Annotated in this window: 16 protein-coding genes and 1 pseudogene; 10 read left to right on the top strand and 7 right to left on the bottom strand. The window is 37.3% G+C overall.

The annotated features are described in order from the left end of the window. Nucleotides 1-49: 49 nt before the first annotated feature. Together BR72_RS15575 and BR72_RS15570 are read right to left on the bottom strand one after the other, a co-directional pair. Nucleotides 50-439, bottom strand: a pseudogene (locus BR72_RS15575) (alcohol dehydrogenase catalytic domain-containing protein); the annotation flags it as partial. Between the two features lie 503 nt (nt 440-942). Continuing rightward, nucleotides 943-2,187, bottom strand: a complete 1,245-nt coding sequence (locus tag BR72_RS15570) for a DUF5068 domain-containing protein (RefSeq protein WP_035434375.1) — start codon at nt 2,185-2,187, stop codon at nt 943-945. An 881-nt stretch (nt 2,188-3,068) separates the two neighbouring features. Between BR72_RS15570 and BR72_RS15565 the strand changes: the two genes are divergently transcribed. The 5 genes from BR72_RS15565 (at nt 3,069) to BR72_RS15545 (ending at nt 7,498) form a co-directional block, all read left to right on the top strand. Continuing rightward, complete coding sequence (locus BR72_RS15565) at nt 3,069-4,574, top strand: malate:quinone oxidoreductase (RefSeq protein ID WP_035434374.1); 1,506 nt, start codon at nt 3,069-3,071, stop codon at nt 4,572-4,574. 201 nt (nt 4,575-4,775) lie between these two features. Continuing rightward, entirely contained in the window at nt 4,776-5,072 is a 297-nt protein-coding gene (locus BR72_RS15560; protein ID WP_035434373.1) for an RNA polymerase alpha subunit C-terminal domain-containing protein, read from the top strand. 143 nt (nt 5,073-5,215) lie between these two features. Beyond that, complete coding sequence (locus BR72_RS15555; protein ID WP_035434372.1) at nt 5,216-5,968, top strand: aminoglycoside phosphotransferase family protein; 753 nt, start codon at nt 5,216-5,218, stop codon at nt 5,966-5,968. A 54-nt stretch (nt 5,969-6,022) separates the two neighbouring features. Further along, on the top strand, nt 6,023-6,403 hold the full coding sequence (locus BR72_RS15550) for a VOC family protein (protein ID WP_035434371.1): 381 nt from the start codon (nt 6,023-6,025) through the stop codon (nt 6,401-6,403). Nucleotides 6,404-6,667: 264 nt separating this feature from the next. Then, a complete protein-coding gene (locus BR72_RS15545) occupies nt 6,668-7,498 on the top strand; it encodes a putative protein N(5)-glutamine methyltransferase (RefSeq protein WP_081904906.1) in 831 nt (276 codons plus the stop codon). A gap of 57 nt (nt 7,499-7,555) precedes the next feature. Here the strand turns inward: BR72_RS15545 and BR72_RS15540 are convergent, their stop codons facing one another. Beyond that, nucleotides 7,556-8,062, bottom strand: coding sequence for a mismatch-specific DNA-glycosylase (locus BR72_RS15540; RefSeq protein ID WP_035434370.1), 507 nt, complete (start codon nt 8,060-8,062; stop codon nt 7,556-7,558). A 340-nt stretch (nt 8,063-8,402) separates the two neighbouring features. Between BR72_RS15540 and BR72_RS15535 the strand changes: the two genes are divergently transcribed. Beyond that, entirely contained in the window at nt 8,403-9,002 is a 600-nt protein-coding gene (locus tag BR72_RS15535) for an undecaprenyl-diphosphatase (RefSeq protein WP_035434369.1), read from the top strand. Between the two features lie 67 nt (nt 9,003-9,069). Here BR72_RS15535 and scfB read toward each other — a convergent pair whose 3' ends face one another. The 3 genes from scfB to BR72_RS15525 form a co-directional block, all read right to left on the bottom strand. Next, nucleotides 9,070-10,461, bottom strand: a complete 1,392-nt coding sequence (gene scfB, locus BR72_RS15530; RefSeq protein WP_035434367.1) for a thioether cross-link-forming SCIFF peptide maturase — start codon at nt 10,459-10,461, stop codon at nt 9,070-9,072. A 102-nt stretch (nt 10,462-10,563) separates the two neighbouring features. Beyond that, a complete protein-coding gene (gene scfA / locus BR72_RS25705) occupies nt 10,564-10,713 on the bottom strand; it encodes a six-cysteine ranthipeptide SCIFF (protein ID WP_081625642.1) in 150 nt (49 codons plus the stop codon). A 512-nt stretch (nt 10,714-11,225) separates the two neighbouring features. Continuing rightward, the gene (locus BR72_RS15525; protein ID WP_035434366.1) at nt 11,226-12,308 is read right to left on the bottom strand and encodes a TRAP transporter substrate-binding protein; all 1,083 of its coding nucleotides are present in this window, start codon (nt 12,306-12,308) and stop codon (nt 11,226-11,228) included. Nucleotides 12,309-12,390: 82 nt separating this feature from the next. Here BR72_RS15525 and BR72_RS15520 point away from each other — a divergent pair, with 82 nt between their 5' ends. The 3 genes from BR72_RS15520 to dctP all read left to right on the top strand — a co-directional run bounded on the left by BR72_RS15520 (nt 12,391) and on the right by dctP (nt 16,084). After that, nucleotides 12,391-13,998, top strand: a complete 1,608-nt coding sequence (locus BR72_RS15520) for an ATP-binding protein (RefSeq protein ID WP_035434365.1) — start codon at nt 12,391-12,393, stop codon at nt 13,996-13,998. Then, entirely contained in the window at nt 13,988-14,686 is a 699-nt protein-coding gene (locus BR72_RS15515; protein ID WP_035434364.1) for a response regulator, read from the top strand. The genes BR72_RS15520 and BR72_RS15515 overlap by 11 nt, the downstream gene beginning before the upstream one ends. Nucleotides 14,687-14,806: 120 nt before the next feature. Then, nucleotides 14,807-16,084, top strand: a complete 1,278-nt coding sequence (gene dctP / locus BR72_RS15510) for a C4-dicarboxylate transporter DctP (protein ID WP_035434363.1) — start codon at nt 14,807-14,809, stop codon at nt 16,082-16,084. A 24-nt stretch (nt 16,085-16,108) separates the two neighbouring features. Here the strand turns inward: dctP and BR72_RS15505 are convergent, their stop codons facing one another. Beyond that, the gene (locus tag BR72_RS15505) at nt 16,109-16,369 is read right to left on the bottom strand and encodes a hypothetical protein (RefSeq protein WP_231559724.1); all 261 of its coding nucleotides are present in this window, start codon (nt 16,367-16,369) and stop codon (nt 16,109-16,111) included. A 333-nt stretch (nt 16,370-16,702) separates the two neighbouring features. On the opposite strand from BR72_RS15505, the gene BR72_RS15500 reads away from it, so the two are divergent. After that, on the top strand, nt 16,703-17,144 hold a 442-nt coding region (locus BR72_RS15500; RefSeq protein ID WP_035434387.1), incomplete at its 3' end, for a helix-turn-helix domain-containing protein.

Raw genomic sequence — 17,144 nt, 5'->3', positions numbered from 1 at the left:
AAAAAATTGCACCGTTTATAAAAAAGTTTAACCGTTTTAGAGGAGGAATTTTAAAGTAAACATTGTTGGGTTTAATAGATACTGGTCCATTTTCAGGTAGACACTTATATTCGGCGTAAGCGCCAAAGCCTATTAGGGAAGCGGCAAAAACTTGATCACCTTTCTTAAATCGCTTGACATCTTTCCCTACTGACTCAACCTCTCCAGCTAACTCCATCCCTAATATATCTTTTTTTGGTTGTCTAAAACCCAATGCTATTCGAGCGGGTAGCCAAACAGAGAGAGGAACTGTAAAACTTCTTGACCGAATATCTGCTACTGTTACAGTTGTCGCTTTTACTTTTACCAGTATTTCGTTTTCCTTAGGAGTAGGTTTTTTTACCTCTTTCAATTGAAGAACGTCGGATGGACCGTACTTTGTATACACAATTGCTTTCATTTATTCCCCTCCTCCAATTCGTTCTATTCATTTATATATGCAAGCACGAATAAATAGAACGATGGTTTCGCTCTTCAAAAACTATTCTTAACATGTCCTGTACTGTTTTCCGCATTTGGATCTGGCTATCTAAAGGGAGAGAACATTTGAATGGAAAGATTAGTTGAGGAATTGTTGAGTAACAATAAGTTGTTTTATTTAAGAAGGGAATAAATATATTTCAAACAGTTGCTTTTTCTTGTAGACTTCCTTTTTAATAAAGATTCTTTATAAAATAAAGAAAAGTAAATTTGATTAAAAATAATGAGAGAGTAATTGGATAATTTAAGGGATTGGATAGTTAAAGTTCTAGGGGAGTTCAGAGGTATCGCAATAACCTAGGTCACATAAGTGGTCAAGAAAAGAGATATTGGGCGGCGCAGTTATTATTTATCAAAATGCACTTTTATGGATTGTATTGGTTAGGGTGAGGAAACAACCTCACCCTAGCTTCTCTTGCTACTTTATTTCGGTAATGTGAATTTCACTTTTTTCCCGTTTGAAAGGTCTTTTGCTTCTTTATTTCTCATAGGTCCTAATTCGATCTCAAAGCTTTTGTTTTTCCAAATCTTTTCGTATTGCTCTTCATCTAAGATGTAAACTTGTAATAGCTCGCCAGATGTTCCAGTTTTGATCACATCATTATACTTGTAATTTACCAACATGCCTTCGCTGAGCGTATACTGTGTGCCATCATTTAATCTTAGTGTAGAAGTGCTGATAGAAGATAATCCGATATCTTCAGACCCTTTGTTATCGAGTTTAAATTGAACTGTCAATAAAACAATGCCGTTTTTGAAATTTTCAAATCGGGGAGCTTCAACGGAATTGGGCGTGAATTTGGTGAATTGGTGTCCATTTAACGTAACTTTGACATCACCTAATTGTTCACTTTTATTAATGTTTGCTTTCTCGTTTAGCATTTTCTTCTCGCCCATGTTATCCACAGTTACTTTATCTTTATAAAAAGTTTTATCTGCTGAAACCTTCTCACTACCTTGTTTGTTTAAACTTAACGCAAAGTTCCCAGAACTTCCGATTGGAGCGTCAAATTTTCCTTTATTAGCTTGTGCTTCAGGAACTTTGACTGATACCGTTGATAGTCCTAAAATTTTTGTTAAATCATCTTTACCGAACGGATAAGCAACATAACCGGAAACAGTTTTCCCTGCTTCTACTAAATAATTATTTTTTGGAGATAATTTTTCAGATAGTTGTTCTTCTTTTGGAATTAACTCTTTATAATTTGTGTAAATCTTTTTAGCGCCTGTAAATGACATGTCTAAGGTTGGCATATAATAGACATCTTTATTTGAACTATTCTTTACAGTATAGTGTGCAAGAATAACCCCGCCATTTGTTTGGTTGTTAAAAGGAATGTTAAAATCGGTATGAAAATCATTCAGCTCAACTAATGTATAGTTATCAAGCGATACGGAAACATCTTGCAATTTATGTACTTGCGATTCCTTGTTTTCATAAAGGACTTTTGTTTTGCCGTTTGTTTCTTTCTCCATATATGAGATAAGCTTTGAATAATCGCTTGATTTAGTCGCCGTATCTTTGGATTCTTTTTCTTTTGTTGTATTCGTTTTTTCTGTCTTATTCTCTTTTTGCTCTTTATTTGCTTTATCGCTTTGACCACAGCCAGTTATCATAAAGGCTGCAACCATCATGATAGAAAATAAAGAAACTATTTTTTTTGACATGTTTCTTCCCCCTACTTTTCCCCTTTGAAATTTTAATCTGTACAGTCAAATAATCGGTGACATCTCCCCCTTATTGTTTCTACGTTTTATTATAGAGAAAATTCACATTAATTACTACATTTTCCTCTTTTTGCGCTGTTCTATTGGATAAATCTCTATGTCAAAAAGCAAACTTTATGACATAGAATAAAGTGTGTTCTAATTTCATTAAATTGTATGTTCAATATGAGTAGCCCCCATTTGAATATGGTAAAATTCAAATTTTTCATTAATAAGATGACGAGAATCGACAATTTTCAGTCCTGCGAGAGGAAAAATTCCTCGAACTATTAATGAATGCCGAACTGCCAGAAGCGCCATAAATGGAAAAGTAGAAGAGAGGCTTTCTAGCAAAATCTATACTGAAACAGATCTCCCCGTTATAGTAAAAAACGTCCTATCATTCAAAATCTCTATGGCTTGTTTATCCGTCCAAGGGATTTTTTATAAAATTATATGGCACAAATATTAGCGTTATATTTACTATAGGGTGCAATTGTCATATAACATAGGCAGAGAATGATCAGACTTTATTCCAAACTATTAATTGCAAAGAATCATACTATAAGTAACGGCAAACTAAAGACTTAACCCTTGTAAGAAGCGGGGTTAGAGCCTCCTGAATGAAATTCTTCCTTTTTTAACAGCTTCAAATAGTTTATAATTATCAGATAACAGTAGATATTTTACCTTGTAAATAATTATAATAGAATATGAACGGTTATAATTGAGACAGAAAAGGTGTGTTCCTAGGTGGGGGTCTAGGTGGCGCATTGCTTTTATGACATTTAAGCAGGAGCGCCTACTCTTTTTTGTAAATATAGGGGATGAGGAAGGTTATCATGAGCAAAATGCAGAAGAAAACAGACGTTATCTTAATTGGTGCCGGAGTTATGAGCGCGACTTTAGGCTCATTATTGAAAGAGTTAGTACCTGAATGGGAAATCAAAGTGTTTGAGAAACTCGCGAGCGCGGGAGAAGAGAGCTCTAACGAATGGAATAATGCGGGTACGGGCCATGCTGCGCTGTGTGAGCTTAACTATACATCCGAAAAATCTGACGGATCTGTAGATATTAGCAAAGCTATAAAAATTAATGAACAGTTTCAGCTTTCAAGACAGTTTTGGTCTTATCTTGTAGATAGCAAGCTGATTCGTAATCCGCAGGACTTTATCATGCCAATACCTCATATGAGTTTAGTACAAGGGGAAAAAAATGTAACATTTTTGAAAAGACGTTTTGAAGCGCTTTCAAATAATTCCCTGTTTCAAGGGATGGAATTTTCTGATGACCATGAAAAACTGAAGAAATGGATTCCGCTTATTATGGAAGGTCGTACATCGAATGAACCGATGGCGGCAACAAAAATCGACTCTGGAACGGATGTCAACTTTGGTGCGTTAACACGCATGTTGTTTGATCACTTACAGAGTAAAAACGTCGAGATAAACTACAAGCATAGTGTTCAGGATATTAAACGTACTAGCGATGGTTCATGGGAAGTGAAGGTGCATGATATCGATAGCGGTAAAATCGAATATCATACTGCGAAATTCGTCTTTATCGGCGGTGGGGGCGGAAGTCTGCCTTTACTACAAAAAACTGGTATTCCTGAGTCAAAACATATTGGAGGGTTCCCAGTAAGCGGACTATTTATGGTATGTAACAATCCGGAAGTTATAGCGCAGCACCATGCAAAAGTATACGGTAAAGCTAAGGTTGGTGCTCCTCCAATGTCTGTTCCGCATCTTGATACAAGATATATCGACAACAAAAAAACATTATTGTTTGGACCGTTTGCTGGTTTCTCACCAAAGTTCTTAAAAACTGGTTCAAATTTTGATTTAATAGGTTCTGTAAAACCGAATAACGTCTTCACTATGTTGGCAGCAGGCGTAAAAGAGATGGCATTAACAAAGTATTTGATCCAACAAGTTATGTTATCGAATGAAAAGCGTATGGAAGAATTACGCGAGTTTATTCCGAATGCCAAAAGCGAAGATTGGGGCATAGTGGTAGCGGGCCAACGTGTGCAAGTTATCAAAGATACTGCAAGTGGTAAAGGAACACTTCAATTTGGTACGGAAGTTGTTAGTGCCGCTGATGGCTCGGTAGCTGCATTACTCGGTGCTTCTCCAGGTGCTTCTACTGCCGTTCACGTTATGCTTGAGGTATTAGAAAAATGTTTCCCACAACGTATGAAAGAGTGGGAACCGAAAATAAAAGAAATGATTCCTTCTTATGGCGTGTCACTAGTGGAAAACCCAGAGCTTTTCCAAGAAATTTTTACTTCAACAGCGCAGACGCTTGGTTTAAGCGAAAAAGAACGGTCTGTTGTTAATTCTTAAAGATATTTAATGAAAAAGTCTAAGAAACAGAAGCTGCGGATTTGAAATAAAGTCATGATGCCTCACCCCTTTAGATACGATTATCTAAAGGGGTGTTTTTATGGTAAAAAGAATATCTGAAATAAAAAAATGCTATAATTATCGTTAATTTGAGGCGTGAAAATCAATCTTGTTAGTGATGTAGAAAAGGGGGTATCAAAAATGCCAACTTCAAAGAAAAGTTTAAGAATTTGCGACAAAGGACACAAATACTATAAAAGTAGCGATTGTCCCACTTGTCCGGTTTGTGAGAAAGAACGGAAACCGGACAATGGATTTCTTTCATTACTATCAGCACCAGCTAGACGAGCATTAGAAAACAATGGAATAACTTCTTTACAACAGCTATCAAACTTTAGTGAAGATGAGATTTTGCAATTTCATGGTATGGGACCAAGCTCCTTACCTAAACTTAAGACGGCTTTGCAGACCAATGGGTTATCATTTAGACCGAAATAGAATGATTGCCGAAAAGAATTCATTTTGATTAATCAAAATGGATTTTTTTATTTGACGAAAAGAGCAGTCTAGCAGCAGAAGGGTTTCACTATCATTACATCGAATTTAGCTTTAGTGCAATTTATTTTAAGGAGAGAAAATAATTGAGCCTTGGTGATCCGATAGCTATAGGGAATACGGCGAAGATATATCTTTGTGATAATCAAATTGTGAAAGTGTTTAAAAAACACCTTCCAAATACAGAATCTTTATACGAGGCAAAGAAACAAGAATACGCTTATTCATGTGGGCTCCACGTTCCAAAAGTATTAGAAGTTACCGAAATAGCAGGTAGACAGGCAATTATAATGGAATATGTAAAAGGGAAAACAGTAGGTGATCTCTTAATGAGTAATATGGAACTAGCTGAGCATTACATAAATATTTGCGTCAATGTACAACAAGAGATGCATGCTGTTGTTGTTGATTCCAATTCACTTGAGTCGATGTCAGAAAAATTGCATCGCCAGATTGAATCTGTACATAGTATAGATGAAAAACAAAAGGATAAATTATTAACAAAATTGGATTCAATGGTATTTGAACCAAGGCTATGTCATGGAGATTTTCATCCATTTAATTTAATCATGAGTAATGATAACGTGAATATTATTGATTGGGTTGATTCTAGCTTGGGAGATATTCGGGCAGATGTCTATCGAACGTATCTATTATATTCACAGTCTTCAGTAGAATTAGCTGAAATGTATTTACGTATATATTGTAAAAATACTGGTTTATCTAGGGATGAAGTTTTTGGATGGGCTTCTATTATTGCTGCGGCAAGATTATCAGAAAGTGTATCTTCAGAAAGCAGAGGACGTCTAAATAAGTTAGTAGCTCAATATTGTAATTAAGGGAACGATGAAAAAATCAATATTAACTGAAATAGAAGAAAGAGGGGAAAGTAAATGATTAATAAAGTCGGTCAAATTATGTTATATGTAAATAATCAAGATGAGGCATTGCAATTTTGGACAGAAAAAGTAGGGTTTAACGTAGTTTCTCAAGAAGATAATGGCCAAGGATTTAGATGGATTGAAATTTCTCCAACGATGGAAGCAGGAACGAATATCATTCTTCACAATAAGGAATTCATTGCTAAAATGCAGCCTGAATTAAATTTGAATACACCTTCGCTAATGTTTTTCACGGAAAATCTCGATCAGTTATATAAAGATTTATCGGATAAAAAAGTCACAGTCGGAGAAATTGTAAGTATGCCTTCTGGTAGAGTATTTAACTTTGCCGATCATGAAAATAATTATTTTGCAGTAATGGAAAAAAAGTGAATTCCTAGATCATAGGTGAAGCCAACATCAAAATGAATTTTAGCTGTGTTCATGTTGGAATAATAAAGGCATTTAAAAGCACACCAAGAGAGATTATGATGACATCTCTTTTGGTGTGTTTTTTTGTAAAGCATAATAAGAAAAATTCCAGCCCAACTTTCAGATAGAAACTATAGTTGGAGACCGGAAAGGTGGCTAAACTGAACGGCAATGTAATCCACTAATCTAACAAGCAGATTATGAAGATGGGCAGGAGGGGAGCGTATGGATTCAAAGAAAGCATCTTTGAGCCTCGAGAAGGCCGAACGTGGTTTTTATGGAGGCACCATTTATACAATCATTGTCAACAGGCTTCAGGCCGCTGGCTGTGTTTTCGCCGAAAATGAGGCCCGGTTTCTTATTTCTGCGGCCATGACGCCGGCTGAGCTCATCGTCATGGTGAACCGGCGAGTAGCTGGCTTGCCCCTCGAACACGTTATCGGATGGGCGGAGTTCTGTGGTTTGCGGATAGCGGTGGATCCGGGAGTCTTCGTACCTCGCTATCGCACGGAGTTTCTCGTCCGCCAGGCTGCCGCCCTCACCCGGCCGGGCGCTGTCGTGGTTGACCTGTGCTGTGGTTCGGGTGCGCTTGGCGCTGTACTGGCCGCCATGCGGGAGCGGATTGAGTTATACGCTTCCGATATTGACCCCGCAGCGGTGCGGTGCGCTTTGCGCAACGTCACTGCTGCAGGTGGTCGTGTGTACGAAGGTGACCTCTATGAACCATTGCCCGCCATATTGCGGGGCCGCGTCGATGTCCTAGTTGTGAACGCACCCTATGTACCTACTGAGTCAATCGGATTGCTACCTCGAGAGGCTCGCATACACGAGGCGCGTGTGGCGCTCGACGGGGGAGCGGACGGGCTTGATATACAGCGACGGGTGGCGGCCGAGGCGCCACTTTGGCTGGCACCCGGTGGTCATCTGCTTGTTGAGACGAGTGAGCGGCAGGCACCGCATACCGTTGAGATATTCACTCGTAATGGGCTGATACCGCAGTTGGCCAGTTTCGAAGAGCTAGATGCCACCGTGGTTATCGGAACGAAGATGCAATAAAAATGTAGAAGGGAGGAGTAAATAAAAATACGACGGGCTTGCCTACCCGTCGTATTTTTATTTACATACTAATTCAGTAAGTTGCTTATAAATCTCTACAATTTCTTCAAGTTTTATTCTTACTAACCCGCTTGAGGATGGAGCAACAAAATCAATTGTTCCAGGTATGACTGGTTCAGGCTGCTGTCCCCACGGAGCTACTTTGTGTCCGCTATATTCCTGATAAACACCTTTCCCAACAAAACAAATTACTTTTGGTTTTAACCGCATAATTTTTTGTTTTAAAATTTCTTTTCCTTCTTTATATTCTTCCTTTGTAATTTCATCCGCTGCCTTAGTTGGCCTTGCTACTATGTTTGTAAGACCCATATTTAGATCTAACAGTTTGTAGTCTTCTAAAGCATCATATTTTTTAGGGGTCAATCCTGCTTCATAGAGAATTTTCCAAAAGCGATTATTGGGATTGGCGAAGTGATGTCCTGTCTCGCTTGAGCGAATGCTTGGATTAAAGCCGACAAATAAAATGTTTAAATCTTCTTTAACATGATCATGAATGGGGTTCAAGGTTAACTCTCCTTCTTTATGGAATTGAAACGTATAAAGTTTTTTTATTGTACCATAAGGGGCAGTTTAAACAATTTATAATGCTCTGATTGTTACCTTAACGGTGTTTTCACACGAGGGAGAAGTACTTTTCCCTCGTGTTTTTTTATTTCCAATAATCTTTTGTAACTACTTCTTAATTAAGAAATAGTTAAGGAGTAGTTAAGCCCCATTTAAACCTTTTTTCCGATAATAAAATTATAAGCATATAAGAAGGTTGGTATTTTTACATGATCACAATAATCAAAAGAAGGTATATGGCAATCAGTTAATCACCTTACGATAAAGGAGGGATTTGAAAATGTCTTTTTCTCAATTCAATATTGATGTTTTTCGGGCAATCAATGATTTAGGTAAACAATATTCGTTTTTAAACCCGGCCGTGGTATTTTTGGCGGAATATATGGTATATATTTTAGGTTTGATTATTATAGCTTATTGGTTTACTCGTTCTGAAAAAAATAGGATGATGATTATTCAAGCGATGGTTGCTTTTGTGATTGCTGAGGTGGTTGGAAAAATAGCAGGGAAATTTCATTCCAATTATCAACCATTTGCAGTGCTATCTGATGTGAATAAACTTGTCGACCATGCGGTAGATAATTCATTTCCTAGTGACCATACGATTCTGTTTTTCTCAATTTGTTTTTCGTTTTGGCTTGTTCATAAAAAGACGGGGTGGTTATGGCTTATACTCGCATGTTGCGTAGCGATCTCCCGTATTTGGGTAGGGGTTCATTATCCGTTTGATGTGGCAATAGGGGCTTTAATAGGATGCACTTCAGCGTTAGTTTCGTATTGGCTTGTCCCAAAATTTTCTTTCATCAAGCAATTGCTTAGTCGATATGAAAGAGTAGAGCAACATGTTTTGCCATTCAAAAACAAATCAAAGGGCTTTTGAGTATACAAGTATAAAAATTTTTAAAGAGGCTGAGTATAAATCTCAGCCTCTTATTATATCCTTGTACTTATTCAGCTTTTTCCATAGCTCTCATGGATTCAGCTACTTTAACCATCATGGAACATTCGACTCTCTTACGGAAGATGTCACAGCTGAAATCATAGATTCCATTGATGGAGCCGGTTGCGTGCAGCGCGTTGGCAGGGCAGCCGCCACTGCAGTAAAGTTTCGCCCAGCAGTCCTGACATTCCGGTTTTGAGTAGCAGTTGCTTTCTTTAAATTGACACTGCGTCTCTTGTTTTGTGATTCCATCCCAGATGTTTCCCATACTGTATTCTTGATCTCCGACGAACTGGTGGCAAGGGAAGAGCTCACCCCATGGCGTGACAGCGAGATATTCGGTTCCTGAGCCACATCCTGAAATTCTTTTTTGAATGCAAGGGCCTTCAGAGAGATCAAGCATGTAATGGTAGAAGGTGAAGCCGTTGCCTTCTTCATCACGCTTTAACATTTCCTTAGCGAGAATTTCGTACTGATTGTAAATCTCTGGGAGGTCCTTTTCAGTTAGCGCATATGGTTCCCGAGGATCACAGATAACTGGTTCCATCGAGAGCTTGTCGAACCCAAGATCTGCGATATGAAAAATGTCATTGGTGAAGTCGACGTTGTTGTGGGTGTAGGTTCCACGCACATAGTATTCTTTATCTCCACGCTTTTCGATGAATTCCTGGAACTTCGGAACGATATAATCGTAGCTTCCCTTTCCAGTTACTGTTTTACGCAAATGATCGTGGACTTCTTTTCTTCCATCAAGACTTAATACGACGTTGTACATTTCCTTATTTAAGAAATCGGTGACCTCATCGTTTAAGAGCATACCATTTGTAGTGAAGGTGAAGCGAAAGTTCTTTTTGTATTCTTTTTCTTTGTTTCTTGCGTAAGTGACAATCTGTTTCACAACTTTCCAGGCCATGAGCGGTTCTCCGCCGAAGAAGTCGACGTCGAGGTTGCGGTGGTGACCGGAGTTTTCTAGTAGATAATCGATAGCGCCTTTACCAACTTCATAGCTCATGATTGCTCTGTTTCCGTTGTATTTCCCTTGGCTGGCGAAGCAGTATTCGCATGACAGGTTACATGTATGTGCGACGTTGAGACAGAGGGCCTTTACATAAGTTTGGCGATTTCTTAAATCAATTGAGAGATTTTTAAATTCATCTTCAGTAAAGAGTTGGCCATCATTTTTTAGTTCTTCGATATCTGCGATTGTTTCTTGAATGTCCTTCTCAGAGATATCGGAATTATGTGCGTATTTTTCTAACATCATTGTCAAGATTTCTTCCGCAGAAGTAGTCTCATAAAGCGCGATGATTTCATAGGCGAGATCGTCGACAACATGTACTGATCCACTGTAGGTATCGAGTACAATGTTGTATCTGTTTAATTTATATTGATGAATCATACTTGATAATCAAGCTCCTTTTATCTATAAAGTGAAACTGTTCGTACAGAATAAAAATGGCCGCCCATCTGGGAAGTAGCTGGGCGGTACCTGTCTTATTTCCTATCTGTTCATTGTGTTTTCACACTTTTGGTTTGCAACGCCGCAAGACGTTTTGCAAGCTGATTGGCAAGATGTTTGGCATGCGCCGCATCCACCGTGTTTTACCGTATCCATTAGTTTACGAGTGCTCAGTGTTACGATTCTTTTCATAACGTATAACTCCTTTTTAAGAAATAAGATTAATGTTTGTGAATATTTTCACATTGAAAATTACAATTTGTGAATTTGTTCACATTTTAAATTAAACTTTGTGATTGCTTTCACATTGATTCCAGTAATAATTTTAACAACACCTTTGATTTACGTCAATCATTCATGGTGTCATGTAGGTTATATTAATAAAGTGAAACTTTAATCAGTGGGGGTTTTCTTCATCCCCCACTGATTATCAGCCCTCACCAATCGGGCTTTTACGGGCAGTTTATCTCCCGCCTAACTTCTTAAGAAAAGCGGAAGCGGCTCGCTCAGAATCGCAGGGCGCCCACGCCCCTGACAGAGAGGCGCTTTTTGCCTCTTCCGAGGGGGCGAAACGGCCGGAGATTCTAGCCGCTGGAGCTGGACAACGCTTTCGCTGAATTTTGAGGCGGGAGTATTACTGCCCACGAATAGCGGGATAAATCCGACCATTCTTTATGACATTAAGAATGGTTGGATTTATTATTTTATGGGTTTTGCGATTGTGGTTCTTGGGTTTGATACTTCCTTTGTAATGCCCTCAACTCTTCTACCAAATCCTCTCCAATCGTAGGAGCAAGTTTATCGTATATAGGTAATAGTACCGTTTCCCAATGTTTTCGTTGTTCATCATTTAATTCATGAATTTGAATTGATGAATTTTGTTTAATGAGTTCAAGTTGTTCTTTGTTTATTTGAGCGGCCTGTTGATTATTCCAAGCAGTAGCTTCTTCCATTGCATCCGTTAATATTTCTTTCGTTTTTTGAGTTTGTTGGTTCCAAGTTTTTTGATCCATCATGACAACGTATCCTAAATATCCGTGGTTGCTAATTGTCAAATAGTTTTGAACGTTATAGAATTTTTTAGAGTAGATATTTGAAATGGTATTTTCTTCACCGTCAACTTTTCCTGATTCAATTAATTGATATGTTGAATTGAATGAATCTTGATGAGCTTTAACCTTTAATAAATCGAATTGGGATTGGATGACATTACTTTGCATAATGCGAAAAGATTGTCCTTGTATATCTTTTGGTGTATAAATTGGTCCTTTGTTTGAAGTGATTTGCTTAAAGCCGTTGGACCAGTGGGCAAGCCCTTTTATTCCGTCTTTTTGTAAGGATTGGAGTAACTGTTCTCCAATCTTTCCGTTTAAGCCTTCTTGCAAGGCTTCATAATTTGAAAAAGCAAATGGTAAATCAAGTACACCCCATTCAGGGGAAAACGTTCCAAGTTTTGATGTGGAAGGAGCAATAAATTGTACTTGTCCGGATTTCAAAGCGCGAAATTCTTCTATATCAGAATATAAGCTTCCGTTAGGAAAGACCTCTATTTTTATTTTACCATTTGATTTTTCATTCACGAGTTCCGCAAATTTGTTGGCAGCGAGCCCTTTCGGGGTGTTTTCTGCCACAACATGGCTAAATCTAAAGACAATCTGGTCTTTTAGTCCTTCTTGGTCATCGTCATATGCGAGTTCACTTTGAGGAGACTGCTTCTGATAATGAATAAATAAAGCGCTTGCAATAAAGGTGGTAAAAAGGAGTATAAAAGTTGCTGCTTTTTTCATCTTCGTTCTCCTTTCAAAGCTGATATTGTAAGCATACCGAGAAGATTTCTATTCGTAAAGATGCTTTGAGAGGAAAGGAGGTATAAGTGTGAGGGATTTACCAATCCGTTGGAAGATTACGATTCTTTCTTATGCAGTTGTGATTGTTTCGCTCATGATTGGTGGAGGGATTATCGTCGCTAATATTCAACAAAAGGAAGAGAAAGAATTAAGAATTCGATCGATGAATACAGCGCGAACAGTAGCAGAAATGTCAGATGTAAAGAAGTCTCTTCAAGAAACAAATGGGTGGGTAACATTAAATTCTGTAATTGAAAATATTAGAGTCATTAATGAAACAGATTATATTGTTGTCATGAATATGGAACGAGTTCGTTATTCGCATCCGGTGAAAGAAATGATAGGAAAAGTTTCAAAAGGAGCAGATGAAGAAGCGGCGTTTGCAGAACATATTTATTTTTCAAAAGCAAAGGGAGAAATAGGGACTGTCATTCGTGCTTTTATGCCTATTAAAGATCAAAACTTAAACCAAATTGGCGTTGTTGTTGTAGGAAATAAAATACCAAACTTTTTTGAGATTATGAGTGAATTAAGGGGAGAAGTTCTTTTTATAGTCATCTTAATGTTAGTACTTGGATTGATAGGTTCATTAATGCTCGCTAATCATATAAAAAAACAGATGTTTCAGTTAGAGCCGCATGAAATTAAAAGAATACTTGAAGAGAGGACAGCAACCTTTCATTCCATGAATGAAGGGGTGATCGCCATTGATAATCAAGAAATCATTACGGTTTTTAATAAGAAAGCGAAGCAAGTTTTTCATGTAACGGGAGATGTTGTAGGACAGCCTATTCGAAAAATATTACAGGATACAAGGCTCCCAGAAATCGTGAAGAAAAATCAAGCAGTATACAATGAAGAAATAAAAGTAAGTGGAAAAGTTATTTTAAGTAATCGTATACCTATTAAGAAGGGTAATAAATTAATTGGAGCGGTGGCAATTTTCCAAGACCGTACGGAGGTAACGAAGCTTGCGGAAGAATTAACTGGGGTGAAGAACTTTGTTGAAGCATTGCGTGTGCAAAGTCATGAGCATATGAATAAACTTCATACAATAGCAGGCTTAATTCAGCTCGGTAAGGCTGACAAGGCATTACAACTGGCGTATAACAGTTCCGAGGAGCAGGAGAGTGTAAGTGATTTTTTAAATGAGACCATTAAAAATGATGCTGTTGCAGGGCTTCTTTTAAGTAAAGTAAGTAGGGGGAAAGAGCTTGGCATTCAAGTGATTATTGATCAAAATAGTTATTTGGATGCTTTTCCATACCAATTAGATCAACATGATTTTGTTGTACTATTAGGTAATTTAATAGAAAATGCATTTGGGTCATTTGAACAAATTGAGGCCGCAAATAAAAGAATTGATATTAGTATTGAGCAGTCAGAGGACGTGTGCGCAATATTAATTGAAGATAATGGATGCGGGATAAAAGAAGAGCATTTACCGAGAGTATATGAGAAAGGTTTTACTGTGAATAAACGTGATGGAACAGGTTATGGCCTTTTTCTCGTAAAACAAATTGTTGAGAAGGGGAGAGGCGAAATTAGAATCTCATCTTTTGAAGGTGAAGGAACTAGCTTTATCATTACTTTTCCAATGGAGATGGAGGCGGAATTGTATGGCGTATAAAGAGGAATTTAAAGTCGTGCTAATCGAAGATGATCCGATGGTTCAGGAAGTAAATAAAGAGTTTATAAAAAGTGTAAAAGGGTTTCAAATCATTGCTATTGCCAGCAATGGTGAGGAGGGAATTCGTTTTGTAAAAAAAATGAATCCAGATCTTGTTGTTTTGGACATCTTTATGCCGAAAAAGGATGGCATTCAAGTATTACAGGAATTTCGAAAACAACAATTAGAAACGGATGTTATTGTTGTTTCTGCTGCTAAAGATAGGGAAACAATTAAACTTATGCTGCAAAATGGAGCGATAGATTATATTATTAAACCTTTTAAGTTGCATCGAATCCAGCAAGCATTAGAGAAATATCGCCAATATAAAAGAAGTTTGAGAGATTCTGGATCTATTTCACAGGAGCAGCTAGATTTATTATTATATTCTGGGCGTTCTGAGAGAACGACGAGCAATTTACCAAAAGGTTTAAATGAGTTTACGTTAAATGAGATTGTAACGTATGTAAAACAACAGGAAGAACCACGTTCTGCTGAAGATGTGGCACGTGCCATTGGCATAGCTAGAGTGACGGCTCGCCGTTACTTAGATTATTTAGAAAAAAGTGGTGTCATTCATTTGGCAGTTCAGTATGGCGGGGTTGGAAGGCCGATTAATCGTTATGTATTTCGTGAAACGAAAAATTAAGACCAAAATGAACAAAATATTCGTTATGACCATAAACTTCTCTCTTTCCAATGTAAACGCTATCATTATGTTAGAAATTAATGGATAGAAAATTTAGAAAAATCAAAGGGGAGAAGAAAGGTGAAACGACTCTTTAAAAATTTAACCTTTCAAGTATTAGCGGCTATTGTGCTTGGGGTGTTAGTTGGATTGTTTTGGCCAAGTGTTGGTAAAGAAATGAAGCCGTTAGGTGACACATTTATCAATGCTGTAAAAATGGTAATTGCACCAATTATTTTCTTAACAATTGTACTCGGCATTGCCAAAATGGGAGATATGAAAAAGGTTGGTAAAGTTGGTGGAAAAGCTCTTATTTACTTTGAAGTTGTAACGACATTTGCCCTTATTGTTGGTTTAATTGTTGTAAATGTTATGAAGCCAGGAGAAGGCCTGAATTTTAATGAACTTGCAAAAGGAGACGTATCAAAGTACACCCAAAACGGGGGACATGGACTGAACTGGATTGAGTTTGTGACTCATATCGTTCCGTCTAATATGGTTGATGCGTTTGCGAAAGGTGATATTTTACAAGTATTATTCTTTTCGATTTTATTTGGTGTAGGGTTAGCGGCTCTTGGGGAAAAAGGAAACTCAGTCATTGATTTCTTAGATAAACTTTCACACGTATTCTTTAAAATTATCGGCTATGTAATGAAAGCTGCGCCAATCGGAGCATTTGGTGCTATGGCATATACAATCGGGCACTTTGGACTTGCATCGCTTGTACCACTTGGAAAATTAATGATGTCAGTATATGTAACGATGTTCTTATTCGTTTTTGTTGTTTTAAATATTATTTGTAAGATGTATGGATTCAGCTTATGGAATTATTTAAAGTTTATTCGAGATGAGATTTTAATTGTATTAGGAACAAGTTCTTCTGAATCTGTATTGCCAAGAATGATGAATAAGATGGAGAAATTTGGATGTTCAAAATCTGTTGTTGGTCTCGTAATTCCAACAGGTTATTCCTTTAATCTTGATGGTACGTCTATTTATTTATCGATGGCTGTTGTCTTTTTAGCACAAGTATTTGGTATCGATCTAACAATTGGACAGCAAGTTACCATTATTTTAGTGCTTATGTTAACGTCTAAAGGTGCTGCCGGTGTGACAGGAAGTGGGTTTATTGTGTTAGCGTCTACGTTAGCTGCATTAAAGGTTATTCCTTTAGAAGGATTAGCGTTGCTTCTTGGAGTTGATCGCTTTATGAGTGAAGGAAGAGCGATTGTAAACTTAATTGGAAACGGGATTGCGACAATCGTTGTCGCAAAGAGTGAAAAAGAATTTGATGAAGCAAAGCATGCAGAAGCTGTTTCTAGTGTAAGAGGATTAGCAGAGGCGAAGGAAGCTGTATAATGCATGAATAGAAGAAACTATCCACTAGAATAGGTGGATAGTTTTTTTTAGTGTATTTCCGCGGCTATTCTTCTTTGAATAAAGTTGATAGTATCTTTTATTTCTCATTTTAGCTATAAATTGAAAAACAGGTATAGATTCTTGATGAATTAAATACTTGTTCTTTTCACCTTGTTGAAATTTTAAAAAACTACTGTAGGTTTGACAATTTCGTTTTATAGTCATAGCTGATACTTTTATTTTCTTGGCTACTTCTTCAGCTGATAACCAGTCTTTTTGTTGCACTGTTTAGATCACCATTCTTCTAAACATCCGAACAAGCTACATATGAGATGTCGTTAGCATTTTGGAAATTCACTATGTTAAAAGATTTAACATATTTTCAAAAGAATTCCCCTTCCTCAAGGAATGAGAAGGGTGAAGCCCAATGAGTAGGGAGGTAATGAATTTTGGTTGGCGTATGTAAAAGGAATGAAAAAGGAATTTCCTCAAATCAGATAGAATGTATGTAAAGAATGTTTTGGGCCTCAAAATTATTGTTTGCTGACTGTAGGCGGTGTGCCATTAAAAGTTCTAAAACAATTCATCGAAACACAAGGACAAAACTAACGGGAGGAGATGACAATGTTGTTGAATCAAAAATATGAAATCTTTCCAACAGAAGAACAAAAAGAAATGTTAGATCGTTGGTTACAATATTGTCGTCAAACCTACAATTCTGCCTTGCTAGACAAGGAACGGAAATATAAACAAAGCAAAGAAAATTACGATCGTTATGATATGCAAAGACAACTTAAATTAGACAAGAAGACGTATCCTTTTCTAAAAGAAATGCCTTCTCAGCCTTTGCAAGAAGTGTTTGTACGTCTAAAAAAAGCGTTTGATCATTTCTTTCGTAAAGATGCAAAGTATCCAAAACAGAAAAAGTATAAAGACTACAATAGTATGACGTTTCCGCAATTTGGATTCAAACCAAACGGAAAGCATCGTTATGCGATGTCTTTTTCAGATAATGATAAGTTATACAATAAAAAATTGGGAGAAATAGAGATCCTACTTC

The sequence above is a fragment of the Bacillus sp. UNC322MFChir4.1 genome (genome assembly GCF_000746135.1).
Taxonomy (GTDB): domain Bacteria; phylum Bacillota; class Bacilli; order Bacillales; family Bacillaceae_G; genus Bacillus_A.
The sequence above is the reverse complement of the archived record's forward strand: the minus strand, read 5'-3'. Positions and strand labels throughout refer to the sequence as shown.

Coding starts and splice junctions, on each gene's coding strand:
- BR72_RS15545 (WP_081904906.1), top strand. CDS start 6,668: ATGGATTCAAAGAAAGCATCTTTGAGCCTCGAGAAGGCCGAACGTGGT.
- BR72_RS15565 (WP_035434374.1), top strand. CDS start 3,069: ATGAGCAAAATGCAGAAGAAAACAGACGTTATCTTAATTGGTGCCGGA.
- BR72_RS15515 (WP_035434364.1), top strand. CDS start 13,988: ATGGCGTATAAAGAGGAATTTAAAGTCGTGCTAATCGAAGATGATCCG.
- BR72_RS15550 (WP_035434371.1), top strand. CDS start 6,023: ATGATTAATAAAGTCGGTCAAATTATGTTATATGTAAATAATCAAGAT.
- BR72_RS15525 (WP_035434366.1), bottom strand. CDS start 12,308: ATGAAAAAAGCAGCAACTTTTATACTCCTTTTTACCACCTTTATTGCA.
- BR72_RS15570 (WP_035434375.1), bottom strand. CDS start 2,187: ATGTCAAAAAAAATAGTTTCTTTATTTTCTATCATGATGGTTGCAGCC.
- BR72_RS15560 (WP_035434373.1), top strand. CDS start 4,776: ATGCCAACTTCAAAGAAAAGTTTAAGAATTTGCGACAAAGGACACAAA.
- scfA (WP_081625642.1), bottom strand. CDS start 10,713: ATGAAAAGAATCGTAACACTGAGCACTCGTAAACTAATGGATACGGTA.
- scfB (WP_035434367.1), bottom strand. CDS start 10,461: ATGATTCATCAATATAAATTAAACAGATACAACATTGTACTCGATACC.
- BR72_RS15535 (WP_035434369.1), top strand. CDS start 8,403: ATGTCTTTTTCTCAATTCAATATTGATGTTTTTCGGGCAATCAATGAT.